General features: G+C 64.6%; 17 protein-coding genes and 2 pseudogenes. 9 read left to right on the forward strand and 10 right to left on the reverse strand.

Annotation, left to right across the window (positions count from 1 at the left end):
* Window positions 1-78: 78 nt before the first annotated feature.
* The 3 genes from ATB1_RS01745 (at window position 79) to ATB1_RS01755 (ending at window position 3,874) form a co-directional block, all read left to right on the forward strand.
* Window positions 79-1,392, forward strand: a complete 1,314-nt coding sequence (locus ATB1_RS01745) for an antibiotic ABC transporter permease (RefSeq protein WP_042661987.1) — start codon at window positions 79-81, stop codon at window positions 1,390-1,392.
* A 303-nt stretch (window positions 1,393-1,695) separates the two neighbouring features.
* Complete coding sequence (locus tag ATB1_RS01750; protein WP_042661988.1) at window positions 1,696-2,784, forward strand: GNAT family N-acetyltransferase; 1,089 nt, start codon at window positions 1,696-1,698, stop codon at window positions 2,782-2,784.
* A gap of 52 nt (window positions 2,785-2,836) precedes the next feature.
* On the forward strand, window positions 2,837-3,874 hold the full coding sequence (locus ATB1_RS01755) for a GNAT family N-acetyltransferase (protein ID WP_042661989.1): 1,038 nt from the start codon (window positions 2,837-2,839) through the stop codon (window positions 3,872-3,874).
* 48 nt (window positions 3,875-3,922) lie between these two features.
* On the opposite strand, the gene ATB1_RS01760 is transcribed toward ATB1_RS01755, so the two are convergent.
* Both ATB1_RS01760 and ATB1_RS01765 read right to left on the reverse strand, forming a co-directional pair.
* Window positions 3,923-4,219, reverse strand: coding sequence for a winged helix-turn-helix domain-containing protein (locus tag ATB1_RS01760; RefSeq protein WP_042661990.1), 297 nt, complete (start codon window positions 4,217-4,219; stop codon window positions 3,923-3,925).
* On the reverse strand, window positions 4,216-4,497 hold the full coding sequence (locus tag ATB1_RS01765; protein ID WP_042661991.1) for a hypothetical protein: 282 nt from the start codon (window positions 4,495-4,497) through the stop codon (window positions 4,216-4,218). The genes ATB1_RS01760 and ATB1_RS01765 overlap by 4 nt, the downstream gene beginning before the upstream one ends.
* 164 nt (window positions 4,498-4,661) lie before the next feature.
* Here ATB1_RS01765 and ATB1_RS01770 point away from each other — a divergent pair, with 164 nt between their 5' ends.
* Both ATB1_RS01770 and surE read left to right on the forward strand, forming a co-directional pair.
* Window positions 4,662-5,597: a DUF6544 family protein gene (locus ATB1_RS01770; RefSeq protein ID WP_042662045.1), complete on the forward strand. Its 936-nt coding sequence runs from the start codon at window positions 4,662-4,664 to the stop codon at window positions 5,595-5,597.
* A 30-nt stretch (window positions 5,598-5,627) separates the two neighbouring features.
* The gene (gene surE / locus ATB1_RS01775) at window positions 5,628-6,503 is read left to right on the forward strand and encodes a 5'/3'-nucleotidase SurE (protein WP_042661992.1); all 876 of its coding nucleotides are present in this window, start codon (window positions 5,628-5,630) and stop codon (window positions 6,501-6,503) included.
* A 26-nt stretch (window positions 6,504-6,529) separates the two neighbouring features.
* Here surE and ATB1_RS01780 read toward each other — a convergent pair whose 3' ends face one another.
* Window positions 6,530-6,934, reverse strand: a complete 405-nt coding sequence (locus ATB1_RS01780; protein ID WP_042661993.1) for a CBS domain-containing protein — start codon at window positions 6,932-6,934, stop codon at window positions 6,530-6,532.
* 208 nt (window positions 6,935-7,142) lie between these two features.
* On the opposite strand from ATB1_RS01780, the gene msrA reads away from it, so the two are divergent.
* The 3 genes from msrA (at window position 7,143) to ATB1_RS01795 (ending at window position 9,825) form a co-directional block, all read left to right on the forward strand.
* Entirely contained in the window at window positions 7,143-7,676 is a 534-nt protein-coding gene (gene msrA, locus ATB1_RS01785; protein ID WP_042661994.1) for a peptide-methionine (S)-S-oxide reductase MsrA, read from the forward strand.
* 762 nt (window positions 7,677-8,438) lie between these two features.
* Window positions 8,439-9,263: a ParA family protein gene (locus tag ATB1_RS01790; protein ID WP_042661995.1), complete on the forward strand. Its 825-nt coding sequence runs from the start codon at window positions 8,439-8,441 to the stop codon at window positions 9,261-9,263.
* Complete coding sequence (locus tag ATB1_RS01795; protein WP_042661996.1) at window positions 9,256-9,825, forward strand: hypothetical protein; 570 nt, start codon at window positions 9,256-9,258, stop codon at window positions 9,823-9,825. Before ATB1_RS01790 ends, ATB1_RS01795 begins: the two co-directional genes overlap by 8 nt.
* A 577-nt stretch (window positions 9,826-10,402) precedes the next feature.
* Here the strand turns inward: ATB1_RS01795 and ATB1_RS01805 are convergent.
* On the reverse strand, window positions 10,403-11,653 hold the full coding sequence (locus ATB1_RS01805; protein ID WP_042661998.1) for an orc1/cdc6 family replication initiation protein: 1,251 nt from the start codon (window positions 11,651-11,653) through the stop codon (window positions 10,403-10,405).
* Between the two features lie 935 nt (window positions 11,654-12,588).
* Here ATB1_RS01805 and eif1A point away from each other — a divergent pair.
* Window positions 12,589-12,873: a translation initiation factor eIF-1A gene (eif1A, locus tag ATB1_RS01815; protein ID WP_013035036.1), complete on the forward strand. Its 285-nt coding sequence runs from the start codon at window positions 12,589-12,591 to the stop codon at window positions 12,871-12,873.
* Between the two features lie 274 nt (window positions 12,874-13,147).
* Here eif1A and ATB1_RS01820 read toward each other — a convergent pair whose 3' ends face one another.
* From ATB1_RS01820 to ATB1_RS01845, 6 genes and pseudogenes are all read right to left on the reverse strand, one after another.
* The gene (locus ATB1_RS01820) at window positions 13,148-13,624 is read right to left on the reverse strand and encodes a YbaK/EbsC family protein (protein WP_042662000.1); all 477 of its coding nucleotides are present in this window, start codon (window positions 13,622-13,624) and stop codon (window positions 13,148-13,150) included.
* 117 nt (window positions 13,625-13,741) lie between these two features.
* Window positions 13,742-14,856: pseudogene (locus ATB1_RS01825) on the reverse strand (aminotransferase class V-fold PLP-dependent enzyme).
* A 28-nt stretch (window positions 14,857-14,884) separates the two neighbouring features.
* Window positions 14,885-16,233 (reverse strand): annotated as a pseudogene (locus tag ATB1_RS01830) (M20 family metallopeptidase).
* Window positions 16,234-16,393: 160 nt separating this feature from the next.
* On the reverse strand, window positions 16,394-16,831 hold the full coding sequence (locus ATB1_RS01835; protein WP_042662001.1) for a type IV pilin: 438 nt from the start codon (window positions 16,829-16,831) through the stop codon (window positions 16,394-16,396).
* Window positions 16,832-17,071: 240 nt separating this feature from the next.
* Window positions 17,072-17,503: a type IV pilin gene (locus tag ATB1_RS01840; RefSeq protein WP_042662002.1), complete on the reverse strand. Its 432-nt coding sequence runs from the start codon at window positions 17,501-17,503 to the stop codon at window positions 17,072-17,074.
* A 415-nt stretch (window positions 17,504-17,918) separates the two neighbouring features.
* A complete protein-coding gene (locus tag ATB1_RS01845) occupies window positions 17,919-18,287 on the reverse strand; it encodes a hypothetical protein (protein ID WP_042662003.1) in 369 nt (122 codons plus the stop codon).
* Window positions 18,288-18,364: the final 77 nt, after the last annotated feature.

Raw genomic sequence — 18,364 nt, forward strand, 5'->3', positions numbered from 1 at the left:
GGTATCGGCCCCATAACAAAGCCGCCAGCGGGCTTCCTCTCGGACAGCCAATACCCCTCAGAGAGGCTATTCTGTATCATGAATCCATCACCGAAGCAGTATCACCGCGACGGCGACGCCGACACGGAGCGACTCCAACGGTACGTCGACGTGCTCGACGACGTGCTCGACTACGCCCGCGAACGCGACTACAAGGGCTGGGACTACGGCGACGGCATGAGCAGCAGGCTCCTGCTTTCGGTCCCCATCGACAACCGCTGGTTCAACCTCGCGGTCCAGGAGTTCATCAAGCGCTCGCCCGTCAACGTCCGCCCGCTGTTCCTCGTCGAACAGCGGCGGAACTTCAAGGGCATCACGCTGTTCGCCATGGCGAACCGGACCCGCGCCCAGTTGGCCGAGTGGTTCGACGGCGACCGCCCGGCGGAGACGTACCGCGACGACGCGGCGGCGCTGACCGAGTGGCTCGTCGAGAACCAAGCCAAGGGCTACAGCGGCTTCGCCGGCAGTCACCGCCACGTCATCCAGCACATCTCGGGTCGCAACGGCCCGCGGTCGGGGATTCCCCACTCGCCGAACATCGTCTCGACGTCCTACGGCGTCAAGGCGCTCCTCGCCGGGCGGGAGTTCGACCCGGACTACCCGGACATCGCCAAGACCGCCGTGGACGTGCTGCTCGACGACCTCAACTACCGGCCGAAGGACGACGGCGCGGTCATGGACTACTACCTCTCGCACCCGAAAGACAGCTACACGCTCAACGCGCTGGCCATCGGGGCGCGGCTGTTCGTCGAGCTGTACGACCACTTCGGCGACGAGGAACTGCTCGAACGCGCCGAGAAGGTGTACGACTTCGTCGCGTCGAAGCAGACCGACCGCGGCGGGTGGTACTACCGCGAGCCCGCGAGCGCCTCGCACCTCTCGATGGACAACCACCACAACGGCTTCATCGTCGAGTGCTTCCAGCGCTACGAGCAAATCGTCGGCAGCGGCCGGTACGACGAGACGCTCGAACGCGGCCTCGACTTCTACGCCCGCGAGCTGTTCGACGAGGACGGCGCGCCCAACTTCGACGAGGAAAACCCCTACCCGCGGGACATCCACGCGACGGCGCAGGGCATCCTCGTGTTCACCTACGCCGGGCAGTACGACCGCGCCGAGCGCGCCATCGATTGGGCGCTGGCGAACATGTACGTCCCGTCCGAGGGTCGGTTCTACTTCCGCAAACACCGCTTTTACACCAAGCGCATGACGCTCATGCGGTGGTGTCAGGCGTGGATGGCCTACGCCATCGCCGAGTACGTGGCCACCAGAATCTCCGGGGAACCGACACACGGCTACGGCATCGACGCCGACGGTATCGAGCGCCTACGGGCGGCGGCAGAGAGTCCCTGACGGCGTGTAGGCCGGCGCGAACGCCGGCTAGTCGCTTCATAACAAATCCCCGTCCTCTCGTCACAGTAGTTCGAGAATGTCTTTTCGAATGATACACGCCGACGCGGCCCGACCGGACCGCGGGTCGATTTACGGGGCCGCCGCGTCCGCCGGTGAGTCGGCTGATTACGGTCTGTTCGGACGGTTTGAACGGGTCTGCCGAGACGGTCGGATCGGGCGGGACGGTCGAGGGGGGCGGGACGGTCCCGCCCCGTGTTGTCGAGGGCCGCGGACGCGGTGCGAACACCTGACGCCTTCCAGCCCATGACCATCGAAATCGCCGAGTTCGACCACGGCGACCGCGACGAGTGGGACACGTACGTCGAGCGGTCGAGTCAGGCCAGCTTCTTCCATCAGTACGAAGCGCTGCGGCTCCAAGCGAAGCACTCGAACTCGACGCTCCACCTGCTCGTCGGCTTCAAGACCGAAGAGCCGGTCGGGCTGTTCCCCGTCTTCGAGATTCGAAAGGGGCTGGTCAAGACGGCGTTCTCGCCGCCGCCGCACATCGGCGTCCCGTATCTCGGACCCGTGATGCTCGACGCCGGCAACATCAAGAGCCGGAAGTTCGAGCGCCGCCGCAACCAGTTCATCGACGGCTGTACCGCGTGGATAGACGAACACATCGGCCCGAACTACACGCACGTCCGCGTCGGCGACTACTACACCGACATGCGGACGTTCCTGTGGGGCGGCTGCGACGTGTCGCCGAAGTACACCTACAACGTCGATTTGACCCGCGACGAGGACGAGCTCCTCATGTCGTTCAGCCGGAGCGCCCGCCGGAACATCCGCGACGGCCGAAAGCTCGTCTCCGGCATCGAGGAGGGCGACCGCGACGACATCTGTTCGATCCTCACGCTGGTCAAAGACCGCTACGAGGAACAGGACCTGTCGTTCGACGTACCGCCACAGTTCGTCACGGACCTGTACGACTCGCTGCCGGCGGGGCAGGTCCGACCCTACGTCTTCCGGTACGACGGGACGTTCGTGAGCGGGATTCTCGCCCTCCAGTACGGGGACACGCTCTACCGCTGGCTCGGCGGCGTCCGGCCCCAGCGGGACTTCGGAATCGACGTCAACGACCTGCTGGACTGGCGCATCATGCGCGACGGCATGGACGCCGGGATGCGCCGCTACGACCTCGTCGGCGCGAACAACCACCGACTCAACCGTTACAAGAGCAAGTACAACCCCGAACTCGTCACGTTCTACCAGATCGAACACGGGGCGCTCCCGGTCAGAACCATCGCACACCTGTACAAGAGCCGCCTCGGTCCCGGCATCGAGATGCTGTCCCGGGGAAACGGGACGAGCCTCTCGTCGCGACTCGTTTCGGGGCTGTTCCACCGATGACGACCCGACCGCCGCACCGACCGACGACCACCAACCCGCACGACCACGACACATGTCACAACTCCGTATCGAAACCCTGAGCCTCGACGAGTGGGGAGCCGCGCTCCCCTCGTCGGGCACCGAAGTCTTCCACACCCCCGCGGTGCTCGCCGCCATCGACGAGCACTTCGACGGCGAGATGCACCTGTTCGGCGTCTTCAAGGGCCAAGAGCCGGTCGCGCTGTTCCCGACGTTCGTCCGCCGGAACCCTCTCGGACGGGTCGTCGTCTCGCCGCCGCCGTCGATGGCGATTCCCTACATCGGCCCGGTGATGATGCCGAACAGCCCGAAACAGAGCGCCTACGAGTCGGTGAACCGCGAGTTCGCCGACCTCGTGGTCGAGGAACTCGGCATCCGCTCGAACCGGACGTTCGTCCGCCTGCTCTGTTCGCCGGCGTACCTCGACCCCCGCCCGTTCGAGTGGACCGGTTTCGCGGTCAAGCCCTCCTTCACCTATCGGCTCGACCTCGACGGGCGCTCGCTCGACGAGATTCAAGCCCAGTTCAGTAGTAGCCTCCGCCGCGAGATTCGGCAGGCGCGCGAACTCGACGTCACCATCGCGGACGAGGGACTCGACGGGGCCCGCGTCGTCTACGACGACGTGGTCTCGCGGTACGACGAGCAGGACGAGCCGTTCGGGATGCCCTGGGAGTTCGTCGAGTCGATGGTCGAGAATCTCGGCGACCGGTGTCGAGTGTACGTCGCCCGCGACCCCGACGGCGAGTACCTCAGCGGCATGATAGTCCCCTTCTCCGCCGAGGTGGGCTACTTCTGGCTCGGCGGCGCTCGCGGGCAGTACGACGGGGTCAGCATCAACAGCCTGCTCCATTGGACTATCATCGAAGATATCGTCGAGGACGAAGCGCTCGCGTCGGTCACGAAGTACGACCTCGTCGGCGCGAACACGGAGCGGCTCTGCAACTACAAGTCGAAGTTCGGCGGCGAACTCGTCCCGTACTACGTCGTCGAATCGACGGGGGTCGGGATGAACCTCGCAAAGCGGACCTACCAGCTCCTGAACAAGGGGTCGGAGCGAATCGCCACGAAGTAGGCGGGACGCGAACGCGGACGCGCGGGCGCGGTCACCGAACGACCGCGCTCACGCCATCTGCTGTGTCTGAATGACGGTCCAGATGTTCTCGGCGTCGTCGGTGATGCCGTACACCCGCCCTTTTCGGCGCTGTTCCGGGACGAGAAGTTCCACGAGCGAACGGTCTCTGAGTTCCTGCAGCGCCCGCGAGACGTGGGCGACCGCGCTCTCGGAGTCGGTGGCGATTTGCGTCGGCGTCGCGGGGCCCTCGGAGAGCCTATCGAGGACGGAGACGCGGTAGTGAGAGCTGATAACGAAGCCCACGTCGTCCCACGGTACGTCGTCGGTCCCGTCGAGGGAACTCACGCAACGCCCACCTCGCTTGGGGAGACGGGTCGATAGGCGGTCGAATCGGGGCGGTCTCTGGGGGTCGATAGGCGGCGAGCGCCGACGGCGGCCCGGCGGAGGCGACGGTTCGCATCGCTCGGGGCGGTGGCGGCGGTCGTGGCGGACGTGACGGTCGGCGACGAGCGGAGCACTGACAGTAGCGGAGACGTATCTACCGAGAACAGGCGCATTAACGGGAGGTTAACCGCGATGTCGGCGGGTGCCCGGCGTGCCGGCCGCATCGGTTCGATGCGCATTCGTTCGTTAGTACGAACTTAATTACATAAAGTCTCCGTTTGAATTATATTCTCTCGTTCGTGAGAGTCTCGAAATTTTGAACGTCGCGTTGACAGGAGTTCGGTCGGTGCCGACCCGTGAGAGCGACGACGAGGCTCATATCCGTCTCGCCCGTATGACCGATATGGCACGGAATCGAACGCTCGGACGACTCGGGGCCGTGACCGTCGGCGGCGCGCTCGCCGTCGGCGTTCTCCTCGCCGCAGTCCGAGCGCGGGCCGACGAGACGGCCGGCCGACTGCTCGATGCGCTCCGACGGGAGCGCGCCGAATCGACTCCTGACGTCGCCGGAACCGAGGCCGCCACGCCAGCGACCGCCTCCCTTCCCGACCCGGTTCAGCGGTATCTCGAACGCGTGCTCCCCGACGAGCCCCCTCGGGTTCGGTCGGTTCGGCTCCGCCAGACCGGCGAGTTCAGACTCGGCGACGCGGACTCGCCGTGGAAGTCGATGACGGCGACGCAACACTACACGGTCGACCCGCCGGGGTTCGTCTGGGACGCCCGAATCGACCTCGTGCCGTTCGTGCCGTTCCCGTCGGTTCGGGTCGTCGACGCCTTCGTCGGCGGCGCGGGGACGCTCGAAGCGAGGCTACTCTCCGCGTTCACCGTCACGGACGCCCCGCCGTCGCCCGAGTTGGACGAGGGCGAACTCGCCCGCTACCTCGCCGAGATGGTCTGGTTTCCGACCGCGTTTCTCCCCGGCCACGGCGTCAGGTGGGAGCCGAGAGACGACCGCTCGGCACGCGCGACGCTCACCCACCGCGAGTCGACCGCGAGCGTCGTGTTCCACTTCGACGAGAACGACGAGATAGCGCGGGTCACCGCGGACCGGTGGCGCGAGACGGGCGGCGGCGAGTACGAGCGGCGTCCGTGGACGGGACGCTTCAGCGACTACCGCGAAGTGGACGGGATTCGCGTCCCCGCGGCGGCCGAAGTGGCGTGGACCCTCCCGACGGGCGACCTACCGTACTGGCGGGCGACCATCGACGCCGTGGAGTACGACCCGTTTTCGACGACGGGACAGGGGTCGGCGACGCCGCCGGGCCCGAATTCGGAATAGCTACGGCGACCGGCGGAAATTCACGACTCGATGACCGACTCCTCGTCTCCGCTTCGAATCCTCCTCACCAACGACGACGGCATCGACGCGCCCGGCATCGCCGCCATGCGCGAGGAACTCACCGCCGTCGGCGACGTGACCGTCGTCGCGCCCGCCGAGAACCAAAGCGGCGTCGGCCGCGCCCGCAACGAACACGCGGTCCGCCGCGACCACCCGTGGGGGTACGCCCTCGAAGGCACCCCCGCCGACTGCGTCGCCTACGGCCTTCGCGGCCTCGACGCCGACTTCGATATCGTCGTCTCCGGTATCAACGACGGCCCGAACGCCGGCAACTACGTCGTCGGCCGGTCGGGCACCGTCGGCGCGGGCGTCGAGGCCGCGTTCCTCGGGACGCCCGCCATCGCCGTCTCCAGCTACCACGCCCGGGACTTCTTCTGCCACCCGCCCGAGGAGTACGACTTCTCCCGCCCCGCGCGGGTCGCCCGCGCCCTGACCGAGCGCGTCTTCGGCACCGACGTGTTCGACGAGGTCGACCTCTTGAACGTCAACGCCCCCGCCGACGTTCCGAGCCCCCGGATGCGCGTGACCCGCCCCTTCGCGGACTACGACCAGCAGGTCGACCACCACGCCGACGCCGGCGCGCTCCCGGACGGCGACCGCGAACACGACCTCGACGACGGCGAGGTTTACGTCCGCCTGCAGGACATTTCGTGGCCGGACGCCGTCGGCTTCGAGAACCCGTTCCCGCTCGGCGACGAACACCGCGAGCGCTACCCCGTCGGCAGCGACCGCCGCGCGATGGTCGACGGCGAGGTGAGCGTCTCGCCGCTGGCGGTCCACCACGGCCACGCGACGGACCCGCGGCTGGCGAGCATCGTTGAGAGCCTCTCCGAGCAGGTGGAGTAGCGCGGAGTCAGGCAGAAGAGACTGCGTTACGACCGCGCTAGCTTTCCAGTCTGCGAGAGGTACGCGGCGAGGTCCGACGTGGCTATCATCCCGATGACGCCTTCCTCCTCGTCGACGACGGGCATGTGGTGAAAGCCGTGTTCGGTCATCGACTCCGCGACGGCGAGGATGGAGTCCTGCGCGCCCGCGGTAATCACGTCGGTGGTCATGTACCGCTCGACGGTTGTCTGGGCCTTCGGCTGGCTCTTGGCGACGATATCGACGAAGTCGGTCGTCGTCAGGATGCCTTTCAGTCGGTTCTCCTCGTCGACGACGACGACCGAACTGATGTTGTTGTCGAGAATCAACTGCGCCGCGTCTTCGACGAGCGTGTCCGGGGTGACCGTGTGGAGGGCCGTCGACATCACTCTCGCAACGAATACGTCTTCCATGGTAATTGCTGACAGACAGGGCGGATAAATGTTGTCTTCGCGTACAGTTTGGTCGGGAAATCCACGGGCTCGTCGGAACTCGTTCTCGAAGCGCTATGAGTTCGGGTTCGCAGCCATCGGGGCGGACGGAAGCCTCGTCGCGGACGGAGGTCTCGGTTCCCACTGCCCCCGCCGCGGGGCTTAATTCCTCGGCGACGTAACCGGGACTATGGGAAGCACACAGACTGCGACGTTCGGCGGCGGCTGTTTCTGGTGCGTCGAAGCCGCGTTCAAGGAACTCGACGGCATCAGCGAGGTCACGTCGGGCTACGCCGGCGGCGAGACTGCGAACCCGACCTACGAGCAGGTCTGCTCGGGGAACACCGGCCACGCCGAGGTCGTGCAGGTCGAGTACGACCCCGCAGTCGTCGGCTACGACGAACTGCTCGACGTGTTCTTCGCGGTCCACGACCCGACCCAACTCAACCGACAGGGGCCGGACGTGGGGACGCAGTACCGCTCTATCGTCCTGTTCCACGACGACGAACAGGAGCGGCAGGCGTCGGCCTACATCGAGGCGCTCGACGAGGAGTACGACGACGACGTCGTCACGGAGTTGGTCCCGCTGGAGACGTTTTACGAGGCCGAGAAGCACCACCAGGACTACTTCGAAAAGAACCCCAACGACGCGTACTGCCAGTTCCACGCGAGCCCGAAAATCGAGAAGGTCCGCGAGAAGTTCGCCGACAAACTCGCCAACTGAACCGAGCGGACTGCCGACCCGACACCACCATGTCCGCAGTATCTGCTGGTCAGCAACGCTGAATTACCGATATTTTTCGGATGACGGTCGGGATCGAACGGCGTCCGGAAGCGGAGTTCGAGCTGTCGAAACCGGGCGAGCCGTGCGGACGGTGTGAACCGTCGAGACTGTATAGACCGTCGAAGCGGCGCGGAGTGTGCGAACGGCGTAAACCGCGAGGGGAGTTCGAACAGCCCGAGCGGTTCAGACGGCGCGAACACCCCGGACAGTCGAAACTGTCGGCGGTGTTTGCACTGTCAGCGGATTTCGGACTGTCCATGAGTTTTAGAAGTCGAGGACAGCATAGAATTTGTAGAATTTGCAAAAATTGTAGAAAGTGTGGACTGCTCGCACTGCGAGAGATTCGCCCAGTGTGAGAGATGTACGAACCGCGAGCGCTGTTCGGGAATCGGGCGCTTGCGCGGGTGAACCCCTCCGGGGTGGCCGGAACGCGGGCGAGGAGTCGATCAATGACCGCGGATAGTCTACAAATTTTACAATTTTTAGAAAGTGTGGAAACTTCAGAGAGTGCAAAATGTAAACACATCTTCGACGGTTCAAAAGTCGTGGATAAAACTATGTGGCATGACGCGGAAGGTCCGTCCGAGCCCTCAAATGTCCGCACAGCTCGCAATTCAGGCAGAGTTTGCACCGCTCAGACAGCAGACACAGCGTATACTGTGTACAAATTGTGGAAATTGCTCGGCGGCGGAGGCCCGATAGATGTCGCGGGCCGTGAGCGTCTCGCTCCAGAAAGGCGGCGTCGGAAAGACGACGATTGCGATCAACCTCGCCGACGCGCTCGCCGCGCGGGGCAACGACGTGCTGCTCGTCGACCTCGACCAGCAGGGGAACGCGACCGAGGGCGTCGGACTGAAAGACGCCTACGAATCGTCGGAGTCGAACATCGGCGACGTGCTGACCGACGACGACCCAATCGACGTACACGAGGTGATACGCGACCGCGAGAGCTTCGACGTGCTTCCCTCCCACGTCGACCTCGACGACATCGAAGACCGCGTCCGGAACTCGACGTTCGGCGTGCTCTGGGTCCGCCGCCGAATCGTCGACCCGCTTCTCGACGACGACTACGACTACATCGTCATCGACTCGCCGCCGAGCCTCGGCCCGCTGTCCGATGCGGCGCTCATCGGAACCGGGAACGTCGTCGTCCCGCTGTTGATGAGCGAGCCGAGCGTGAGCGGCTTCGAGCGGATGTTCGAACAGCAGATCGGCCCGATTCGGCGCGAAGTCGACCTCGACATCCTCGCTATCGTTCCGAACGACCTCACCGGGAACAACGAGGAAAAACGCATCATCCGCGACCTCGAAGACTCCCCCTTCGAACAGTTCATCCCGCCGTTCGCCCGGTCGGAACTGTTCGACGACACCGATTCCAAGGGACCGGGTATCAGACACCGAATCGCGTTCAGTCGCGCCTGGCGCGACGGGAAGACCCTCCGGGAGTACGACCCCTCGAACGACATGCTCGACCGACTCGACCAGCTCGCGGAGATCGTCGAGCGCGGAGGGACGAACGATGCCTAAGGAGAACCGATTCGCCGGCCTCGGCGAGGCGATGGAATCGGAGTCAGAACCCGAGGACGAGGAAGCACCGGACGAAGCCGCTCCCGACGAGTCCGAGTCAAAGCGTTCCGAACCGACGGTCGAAGCCGGGCCCGAAACCGAGTCCGAACCGGAGACCGAGTCCGACTCGGACGACGCGGGTGGAGACCCCGACAGCGAGGGAGAACCCGACAGCGAAAGCGTCGACAGCGATGGGCGGAGCGAAGGCGACGAATCTCGTGAGTCGACCGAATCGAACGCGGAAGCAGACGGCGCGGAGCGCGTCGACGACGCGGAACAAGCGACAAAATCGGAGGGCGGTCCGGCGTTCGAGTTCGAAGCGACGACCGCGAAGAGCATCTACGTCCGGACCGAGACGCTCGACCGACTGGACGACGCCGAGTTCGAAGTCGAGTCGCTCCTCCGCCGGGAACACGACGTGCGCGACCTGACCGGCCGCGAGTTCCACGACGCACTCGTCCGCGTCGCCGCCGAGTTCCCCGAGGAAATCGCCGACGCCGTCCTCGAAACCCGCGACGAGTGATTCGCAGCGACCGACACCGACAGCGAGAGACCGATTGACGATGGCGCGCCGGAGAGCAGAGCGAAATCGAGGCCGAGGAAACGCTCGAACGCCCGAAGAACAGCGGACAACGTGGTGTTCGAGACGGAGGGCTCGGCCCCCGATCACCGAAACAGCCGGTGACAATTAGTTCCAGAGCCGGGGCGATCAATCGGTCGAACACCGTGGCGTCCGCTGTTGTCGCAAACACGGTATGACGGGGCGATTCCTCACGTCGAAAGACCCGTCACCGAACACCAGTATGTCCGCTGTTGTGCCGATAGCGAGCCACGAAGAGGACCGCTACCGGGACGATAGTCCGCCGTGGACGGGTTGGAACACCACAATGTCCGCTGTTCAGACAAGCGGCGAAAATCGCCGATTTACTGCGGACATCGTGGTGTTCCGAGCGGTCGGTACTGACAACGAAGGGATGAGTGCGTCCCACCGAACGGGCATTTTGAGGAGCGACGAAAGCGACAGTTCTCCCGAAACGTGACGAAAAGGCGTCGTGGACCGGGTACACCACGATGTCCGCAGTAATCCGTGTCGGAGTGGGCTACTGCTCGATGAAGTCGTCGAGCGTGCTCGTCTTCTCTCCGTCGAGGAAGGGTTCGACCGTCTCGTGGACGCCCACGAGTTCGATAGTGTCGCGCATGGCCGAGACGATGAGCCCGACGTCCATATCGAGGGCGTACTCGCGGTACGTCCCGCCGCGTCGTCCCTCGTTTCGCTCGGTGACCGAGACGATGCCGAGCATCGCGAGTTCGCTGAGGTGGTCGCGCATCCGTCGCGGGACGAGGGGGTCGCGGTTGGCGAGTTCGGTAAAGCGAGTGTAGCGGGGGCGAACGTCGCGGGAGCGAATCGGCGTCTCGTCTTCAAGTTCGAGCGTCAAAAGCGAGTAGAGAACGAGGTGGCCGTGTTCGGTCAGGCCGTTGATTCCCTCTTTGATGCGGCCGCGTTCGAGGGCGCGCCGACCGCGCTTGACGTGTTCTTCCTCGATTCGGTCGGTGTCGTCGTCGCGGGCCAAGTCGCCGGCTTTCATCAACAGGTCGATGGACTGGCGGGCGTCCCCGGCGTCTTTCGCGCCGTAAGCGGCACAGAGCGGAATCACCTCGTCGGAGAGGACGCCCTCGCGGAACGCAACCTTGGCGCGCTGTTCGAGGATGGCGCGGAGGTTCTTCGCGTTGTACGCGGGGAAGTGAATCTCCTGTTCGCACAGGGAGCTTTTCACCTTCGGCGAGAGGTCGTCGCGGAACGAGAAGTCGTTCGAGATACCGATGAGGCCGACTTTCGCCGCGTCGAGGTTCCCGTTGGCCCGCGCCCGCGGGAGTTGGTAGAGGATGCTGTCGTCGTTGACGTGGTCGATCTCGTCGAGGACGATGATTATCGTCCCGCCGCAGTCGTCGAGTTCCTGCCAGAGCATCTCGTAGACAGAGCCGAGCGGGTAGCCCGTCGTGCTGATCTGGTTCGACTCCGACCGGAACTCGTTGACGAGACGGGTCGCAATCTGATACGAACTCGTGAGTCCGTCGCAGTTCAGGAAGACGACGGTGAGGTGGATGTCGTCGTAGTGACTCGCGTCTTCGCGGAGGTGACCGAGTAGGTACCTCGACGCGGCGGTCTTGCCGACGCCGGTCTTGCCGTAGAGGAAGATGTTGTTGGGCTGTTCGCCGTTGATAACCGGCTGCAGCGCGGCCTGGAAGGTGCGGAGTTCCTCGTCACGCCCCACGAGTTCCTCGGGTTGGTAATCCTCGCGGAGGGCGTCCCGGTCCCGATAGATCTCGGTGTCCCGCTCGAATAGGGGCATACTACCACGGTTCGACCACTTCATTCATAAAACCACCGTGTCCGGAGTGTCCGCTGTTCTCGTGATTTATATACTCGGGCGGGGACACACCCCCTCCACTTTGTCCGCTGTTCTGGCAGACGAAGGTGTCCGGTGCATCAACTGGACGGAGCCGCGTGTTCTGAAACAGAGAAAGATTTAATATGGTATGGCTTAAACTAAGTCCGTAGTACAGTTAATTATATTAGTCGTATGAGAGCTGTCTGAGGAGGCCACTTTCATTCGGGCTGCGGACAACTTAAACTAACCCGCAGAGGTGAAAACCAACGGGAGAGGACCGCCTCACGACGACGGGGGGTACCGCTTCACACCGAGAACAGCGGACAAAGTGGTGTGAGTGTTCCCCGCCTCACACCGTCTCGTCTTCACGTTCACGTCCGTCGAGAACAGCGGACAACATGGTGTCTGTGTCAACCCGAACGCTTCTCGACCGCTCGTTGACACGGGTCGTCACACAACCGTGGTTAGTCTCGTCCGGTCGAGTCGAACCGACTTCTCCGCTCGTCGTCGACCCCGACGAAAGCTGTTCTCCGTGGCTCTACGAAGCCCCCCACGAATCGACAAAAGCGTCTTTTTAGGGGGCTGAGACGGTGAATAACTGCGGACACAGTGGTGTTGTAGGGGAATCATCGAGACCCACGTCACGCCCACCCGCTCTCAGTGACGACCCGGTGATGGCCGACTACGAATGCGACCGACCACGAACGCGGTCTCCAGCGGACCTCGAACAGTCCGTGTGGACTGTTATTACGATCCATCCTCCTCTGCTGGCGGCCAATCTATCGAAAACAGCGGACAACGTGGTGTTCGAGGCTACGGTCACCCTGTTTCAATGCCGTGACATTTGGTATCACGAGTATCCGATAAGTTATCCGTCTCCGTCCCCGAGCAAGACTGTGAGTGAAAATCAAGGGCGTCGAAACCTTCGAATGCCCAACGACAACGAGCTGTTCGCAGTCGTCACAGAGCACAACGGTGGCAATCACGTCCGAATCCGCTGTGAAGACGGAAAGAACCGCATGGGCCGCATCCCCGGCCGCATGAAGTACCGCACGTGGATCAACGAGGGCGACGTCGTGCTCGTCGAACCGTGGGACTGGCAGGACGAGAAAGCCAACATCGAATGGCGCTACACCGGCGAGGACGCGGACCAGCTCCGGCGCGAAGGCCACATTCAGTAATCATTTTCTCCGAAAGGAGAGTTTATCTCTCCTGACGAACAGCCGCGGCGCTGGGGTCGTCTCGAAGTGGTTTTGCGCGGTCTTACGGTTTCTCTTCTGTGGTTCGGACCTCGTTCCGACGGTGAAGAACAGCGGACATAGTGGTGTTGTTCTCGTCCGTTCAGCGGCGGAGCGTGCCGGGTGTTCGCCTCGATTCGAGCGTGCCGGGTGTTCGCCTCGATTCGAGCGTGCCGGGTGTTCGCCTCGATTCCGCTCTCCCTCACTCGAACACGTCTCACTCGAACACGTCGACGAATCGCGGCGCTGAGAGCGTCCGCAGGTCGTCCGGCGTGAGTCGGAACACCGCCTCGGGCGTCCCCGCGGCGGCCCAAATCCGGTCGAACGACTCGAACGTCGGGTCCGCGAGGACGGGGCAGTCCCTCGCGTGGCAGGTCGGCGGCACGCCGCCGATGCTCCAGCCGGTCGCGTCCTTCACTTCGCTGGGGTTGGCGCTGCGAACGGCCCCCTGTTCGACGCCGAACTCGGAGCCGAGCGAGCTCTCGTCCACGCGGTTCGCACCGCTCGTGAGGACGACAACCGTCTCGTCGCCGACGCGCATGACGATGCTCTTGACGATTTGGCCGACGTCGCAGCCGACGGCCGCGGCCGCGTCGTCGGCCGTCTTGGTTCCCTCCGGAAACTCCTCGATGGTCACTTCGAACCCGTGAGAATCGCGTACTCTGTCGGCGAACTTGCGTGCCGTGGGATGCATGCCCTGCGGTTCCCCCTCGCCGGATATGAACGTTCACTGACGAGGCAGATTCTGCGGGGGAGTCAACGACCTCCCGCGAGCAACGGACGTTCTCGACGACCCTCGCGAGTTACGGAGCTACCATTCCCCGTCGAGTCCGTCGCGAAGCGCCGCCACGTCCGACTCGTCGTTGAAGTTGTGGAACGACGCCCGGACCGCTTTCGGCTCGGGGAGCGTCCGGACGACCACGCCGGCCGACTTGAGACGCTCGACCGTCCCCTCCGGGTCGGCGACTTCGAACGAGACGAGTCCCGATTCGGGGTCGTGCGGGCTCAACAGCCGACCTCCGGGACGGCTTCGATGAACTGGCTCGCGAGATTTCGAATGTGTCGTTCGGTCCGGTCGAGGCCGACGCGCCCGGCGATGTCGATGGCCTCCCGGAGCGCGACGTGCGGGGCGGGGTTGGTCGTTCCGACCTCGAAGCGCTTGGCTCCCGCCGCGAAGTCGAGGCCGTCGGCGTTCGGCTCCGTGACGCCGCGGTAGCCGACGGCGTGCGGTTCGATGTCTTCTGCGGCCTCGCGTCGGACGTAGAGGAAGCCCGCGCCCCACGGCCCGAGTAGCCATTTGTGACCCGCACCGGCGACCACGTCCGCGCCCCAGTCCTCCACATCGACGGGGTACTGGCCGAACGACTGGACCGCGTCGACCACCGACAGCGCGCCGGCGTCGCGGGCGATATCGGCGAGCTCGCGCACGGGGAGCCGCGTCCCGTAGTTCCACGTCAGGGCGCTGAAACAGACGAGTTTGGCGTCGGCGACGGCCTCGGCGTACTGGTCCATATCGAGCCGCCCCGCGTCGCTCTCGACGACGCGGACCTCGACACCCTCGCGTTCGAGTCGCCGCCACGGGAGGATTCCGGCCGGGTGTTCGAGGTCGGTTCGGACGACCACGTCACCCGGTTCCCAGTCGAGCGCGGTGGCGATGCGGTTGATGCCGTCGGTGGTGCTCTGGGTCAGCGCCACCTCTTCGGTCTCGGCACCGATGAACGCGGCCACGTCCTCGCGGACGGCCTCGTAGGCGTCGAAGGCAGTCGGATAGGGGCCGTCGTCGCCCGGCGACTCGTACTCGTGGTATTCGAGGAAGTCGGTCGCGCGCTCCACGATGGGGCGCGGGCTCGGGCCGTGCGCGCCGGTGTTGAGATACGTGACGTCGTCGAGGGCCGGAATCGTCGTTCGGAGTTCGTCGGGTGTCATAGTGCGTTATTGGGTGTCGTCGTGTGAATCATCGGGTGTCATTGCGAGTGATCTTCTCGTCGGTCGCGCCGCGAAGGAGTCGTGTCTGCTGGTGATGCGCCCGTCGAATCAAACGTTCTGGTACCGCTATCGAATTGCCGCAACAGCTCGTCGGGGAGGCGGGCGTACACCTCGGCGTTACCGACGAGCGCCCCGACCGTGGTGAACTCGTCGACCGCGTGGGCCGTCTCGGTCCCGAAACCGAACTCGACGGTCGGGACAGCCGCGTTGCGCATCGGTTTCGCGTCGCCGCCGCCGGTCGCGCTCCGGCGGTAGACGCGCCCGCCGGTGACGCTCTCGGCGACCGAGCCCACGGCGTTCGCCAGCGGGCCGTCGGGGTCCTCGAACGTCCCGACCGACCAGTCCGCGTCCGAAATCTCGACGCCGTCGTGACCGGCGACCACGTCCCGAACGGCGTCGAGCACCGCCGCCGTCTCGACGCCCGCCGTCACGCGAATATCGAGGTTCGCCCGCGCCGCGGCGGGAACGACGTTCACCCGGTCGCCGCCCGAGAGGACGCCCAGATTGACCGACGGCCGCTCGAACAGCTCTCGCGCCGCGTCCTCGCCGAACCGCGGCGCGTAGTACTCGACGGACTCGTCGACGAGCGCCCGCACCGCGGGGTCGAAGTCGAACCGGACGTCGGCGAGCGCCGACTCGACGTCGCTCACGGCGCGGTAGAGTCGGTGAATCGCGTTCTCGCCGAGCATCGGCCGGGAGCCGTGGGCGGCGGTCCCCGTCGCTTCGAGTTCCAGCCAGATGCTCCCGCGGTCGGCGACGGTCACCGAGTGGCGGTCGCCCTCGCAGGTCGTCTCGCCGATGACGCAGGCGTCCGCGTCGAGGCCGCGCCGGTCGAGAAGCCGTCGGCATCCCCGCGCTCCCGGCGACTTCCTCGTCGCTCACGAACGCGAACACGAGGTTCGTCGCCGGCACCGTGTCGGTTTCGACGTGCGCCTTCGCCACCGCGAGCATCGCGGCGACTGCCCCCTTCATGTCGGTCGCGCCGCGCCCGTAAAGCCGGTCGCCGACTCGCTCGCCGAGCGGGTCGCGCGCCCACTCGCCGGCCTCGAACGGGACCGTATCGAGGTGCCCCAGCAGGACGAGCGTCCGGTCTGTCGCACCCGGGAGCGTCGCCACGAGATTCGGTTTCTCGGGGTCCGAGGCGACGCGCTCGGTGTCGATGCCGAGTTCCGAAAAGAACGATTCCAGCCACGACGCGAGTTCCCGCGTGTCTCCCGGCGGGTTCTGCGTGTCGTGGCCGACGAGCGTCGCCGCGAGGTCGACGACGTCCTCGCGGTGCTCGCGGAGATAGGCGACGGCGGGTGGGTCGCTGGACATGGACTCTCTGTCTGGGTCTACGTACCGGTGACGAATAAGTTTGTGCTAAAACTACAATACTGGGGTGCGAGATTCGGGTGTCTCTGTGCGATAGTGCCGAAAGAAATCGGTAGTTCGAACGGGTGTTGGGTGGGGGTCAGCGCCGATTCAGTTATCGGGCTTAGGCGTTGTAGGTCCATCTCTGCAGGGTCGCGGAGTTGGAGCCGGATTGGGAGGTCCAGACGACGCGGACGGTTTCACCGGATTCGAACGAGTCACCTGTCGCTCCTACGGTAACCGAGCTCCCCGCCGATATCTCAGTCGCAGTTGTGTCGATTTCGTTCCAGGCGTCCCCGTCTTCATCGATCGGTCCTGCGATGGTCACGCGAGCCGGGTCGATTGAAGCGCCGCTCTCGTGGGTGATGACGAGATCCCCGTTGCTACTGTTGTGGGCGAACCCGAAACTCGCCTGCGGGGCGGTGTCGCCGACCTGGTCGCCGAGACCAAGGACGAAGGTGCCGATGACGGCCGCGAGGATGACAGTAATCGCGACCATGAGGATGACGCCGATGACCGGCGAGACTGCGCGGGATTCCGTGAACAGTGTCTTGATTTGCATAGTTGTGTTTCTCCTAGGTGTGCCGGACGAGAGGCGACCGTTGAGAAAAATTCGAATCGGTCCTCGAACGCCTGCGTTCTAACCTAACAGATAGCCTGACGTTCTCCGAAGCTATAAACTAGTACTGAGAAGGTGTTTCACGTCTCATGCGTGTTCTGTACCAGAACCGGAGCGCGCTGTCGCTCTCGGGGTGACGTCCGGAAAAATCGAGGTTCGGTTGGCTGTGTCGCCGCGGACCGTTCAGTGCGTGTACGTCTGCAGGGTCGCGGAGTTGGAGCCGGATTCGGAGGTCCAGACGAGGCGCACTTCGTCGCCGTCGTCGAGGGTTTCACCGGTTGCAAGTGTAACGACGATGGTGTCACCAGCGTTCATGTTGTCGTCGGTGCCGATCTTCTTCGACACAGTCTCCGCGGTCAGGTCCGACGGGACGACGACGCTCAGCTCGTCGCCCGCGATGGCGTCACCGCTTTCGTGCGTGATCGTGATTTCCTGTGCACCGTTGTAGTCGAAGCTGAAACTCGCCTGCGGGGCGGTGTCGCCGACTTGGTCGCCGAGACCGAGGACGAAGGTTCCGATGACGGCCGCGAGGATGACTGTAATCGCGACCATGAGGATGACGCCGATGACCGGCGAGACTGCGCGTGATTCGCTAAGGAATTTCTTGATATCCATTGTTCTACCCAGGACCGGCCTCAGACCCACCCACCTCGTGCCCACCTGCACGGGACTTCGAGCGGCCACATGTTCCGGCTCCTGTTGGCCTTCCGTATGTTCCGGATATATTTAATTTCGCAGCGACTTACCGGTCTATTCGAGGGGTTAGGGCACTCCTAACGCCCGAATTCGGGATTTAAGCCGTTCCATCCCATCTGCGTACCATCGGGGGTGCAGTCGGTGACGAACCGGCCCGTTGGCGTTCGGCACGCCCGAATCTGACTCTCCCGCCCGCACGCCACGGCGGTTCGAACCGTCACACCCCGTGTTTCTGCGGACACGGTGGTGTGGGGTCGGGTGGGTCGTCGGCCGCGGCGCGCGCCGCTCGCGGGAGTAGAAAACGGGGAGGCGACCGAAAACGTCGGTGAAGAGCCTACTGCGGGGCGTTCCAGAACCGCGGCGTCGACTCGAAGTCTATCTTCGCGTCGGAGGGCGCGCGCTCGTAGAGTGCGTCGTGGACGGCCTCGTAGGCCGCCCTCGGGCCCTCCTGTGCGAGTTTCGGGTGGTCGCGCGTGTCGAAGACGACGCGCCACGTCCCGTTCGAGAGGTGGAGTCCGAGGATGTACTTCCCGCGGACGTTCACCACCAGTTGGTAGGCGTGCTGGACCGTCTCGCCGTCGCGTTCGATGTTGTAGCCGCGGACGGCGACGGCCTGCTGAATCGCCTCTTTCGTTTCGAGTTCGGCGACGAACGATTTGGGGACGGCCCGTCCGGGGAGCGATTCGACGAACGGTTCGCTCATGGTCGCACCACCTCGCGTCGCGCACCTCTCGGTTCCATCGTATCCTACGTGGGCGGCCGAGCGGGTATATGCGATAC

It is taken from the genome of Haloferax sp. ATB1 (assembly GCF_000730175.1).

Bases quoted from the DNA above. Each gene is read 5' to 3' on its own strand.
- ATB1_RS01820 (WP_042662000.1), bottom strand. From the start codon at position 13,624: ATGCATCCCACGGCACGCAAGTTCGCCGACAGAGTACGCGATTCTCAC.
- ATB1_RS01770 (WP_042662045.1), top strand. From the start codon at position 4,662: ATGGCACGGAATCGAACGCTCGGACGACTCGGGGCCGTGACCGTCGGC.
- msrA (WP_042661994.1), top strand. From the start codon at position 7,143: ATGGGAAGCACACAGACTGCGACGTTCGGCGGCGGCTGTTTCTGGTGC.
- ATB1_RS01780 (WP_042661993.1), bottom strand. From the start codon at position 6,934: ATGGAAGACGTATTCGTTGCGAGAGTGATGTCGACGGCCCTCCACACG.
- ATB1_RS01835 (WP_042662001.1), bottom strand. From the start codon at position 16,831: ATGCAAATCAAGACACTGTTCACGGAATCCCGCGCAGTCTCGCCGGTC.
- ATB1_RS01755 (WP_042661989.1), top strand. From the start codon at position 2,837: ATGTCACAACTCCGTATCGAAACCCTGAGCCTCGACGAGTGGGGAGCC.
- ATB1_RS01750 (WP_042661988.1), top strand. From the start codon at position 1,696: ATGACCATCGAAATCGCCGAGTTCGACCACGGCGACCGCGACGAGTGG.
- ATB1_RS01790 (WP_042661995.1), top strand. From the start codon at position 8,439: ATGTCGCGGGCCGTGAGCGTCTCGCTCCAGAAAGGCGGCGTCGGAAAG.
- ATB1_RS01765 (WP_042661991.1), bottom strand. From the start codon at position 4,497: ATGCGCATCGAACCGATGCGGCCGGCACGCCGGGCACCCGCCGACATC.
- ATB1_RS01795 (WP_042661996.1), top strand. From the start codon at position 9,256: ATGCCTAAGGAGAACCGATTCGCCGGCCTCGGCGAGGCGATGGAATCG.
- ATB1_RS01840 (WP_042662002.1), bottom strand. From the start codon at position 17,503: ATGGATATCAAGAAATTCCTTAGCGAATCACGCGCAGTCTCGCCGGTC.
- surE (WP_042661992.1), top strand. From the start codon at position 5,628: ATGACCGACTCCTCGTCTCCGCTTCGAATCCTCCTCACCAACGACGAC.
- ATB1_RS01805 (WP_042661998.1), bottom strand. From the start codon at position 11,653: ATGCCCCTATTCGAGCGGGACACCGAGATCTATCGGGACCGGGACGCC.
- ATB1_RS01745 (WP_042661987.1), top strand. From the start codon at position 79: ATGAATCCATCACCGAAGCAGTATCACCGCGACGGCGACGCCGACACG.
- ATB1_RS01845 (WP_042662003.1), bottom strand. From the start codon at position 18,287: ATGAGCGAACCGTTCGTCGAATCGCTCCCCGGACGGGCCGTCCCCAAA.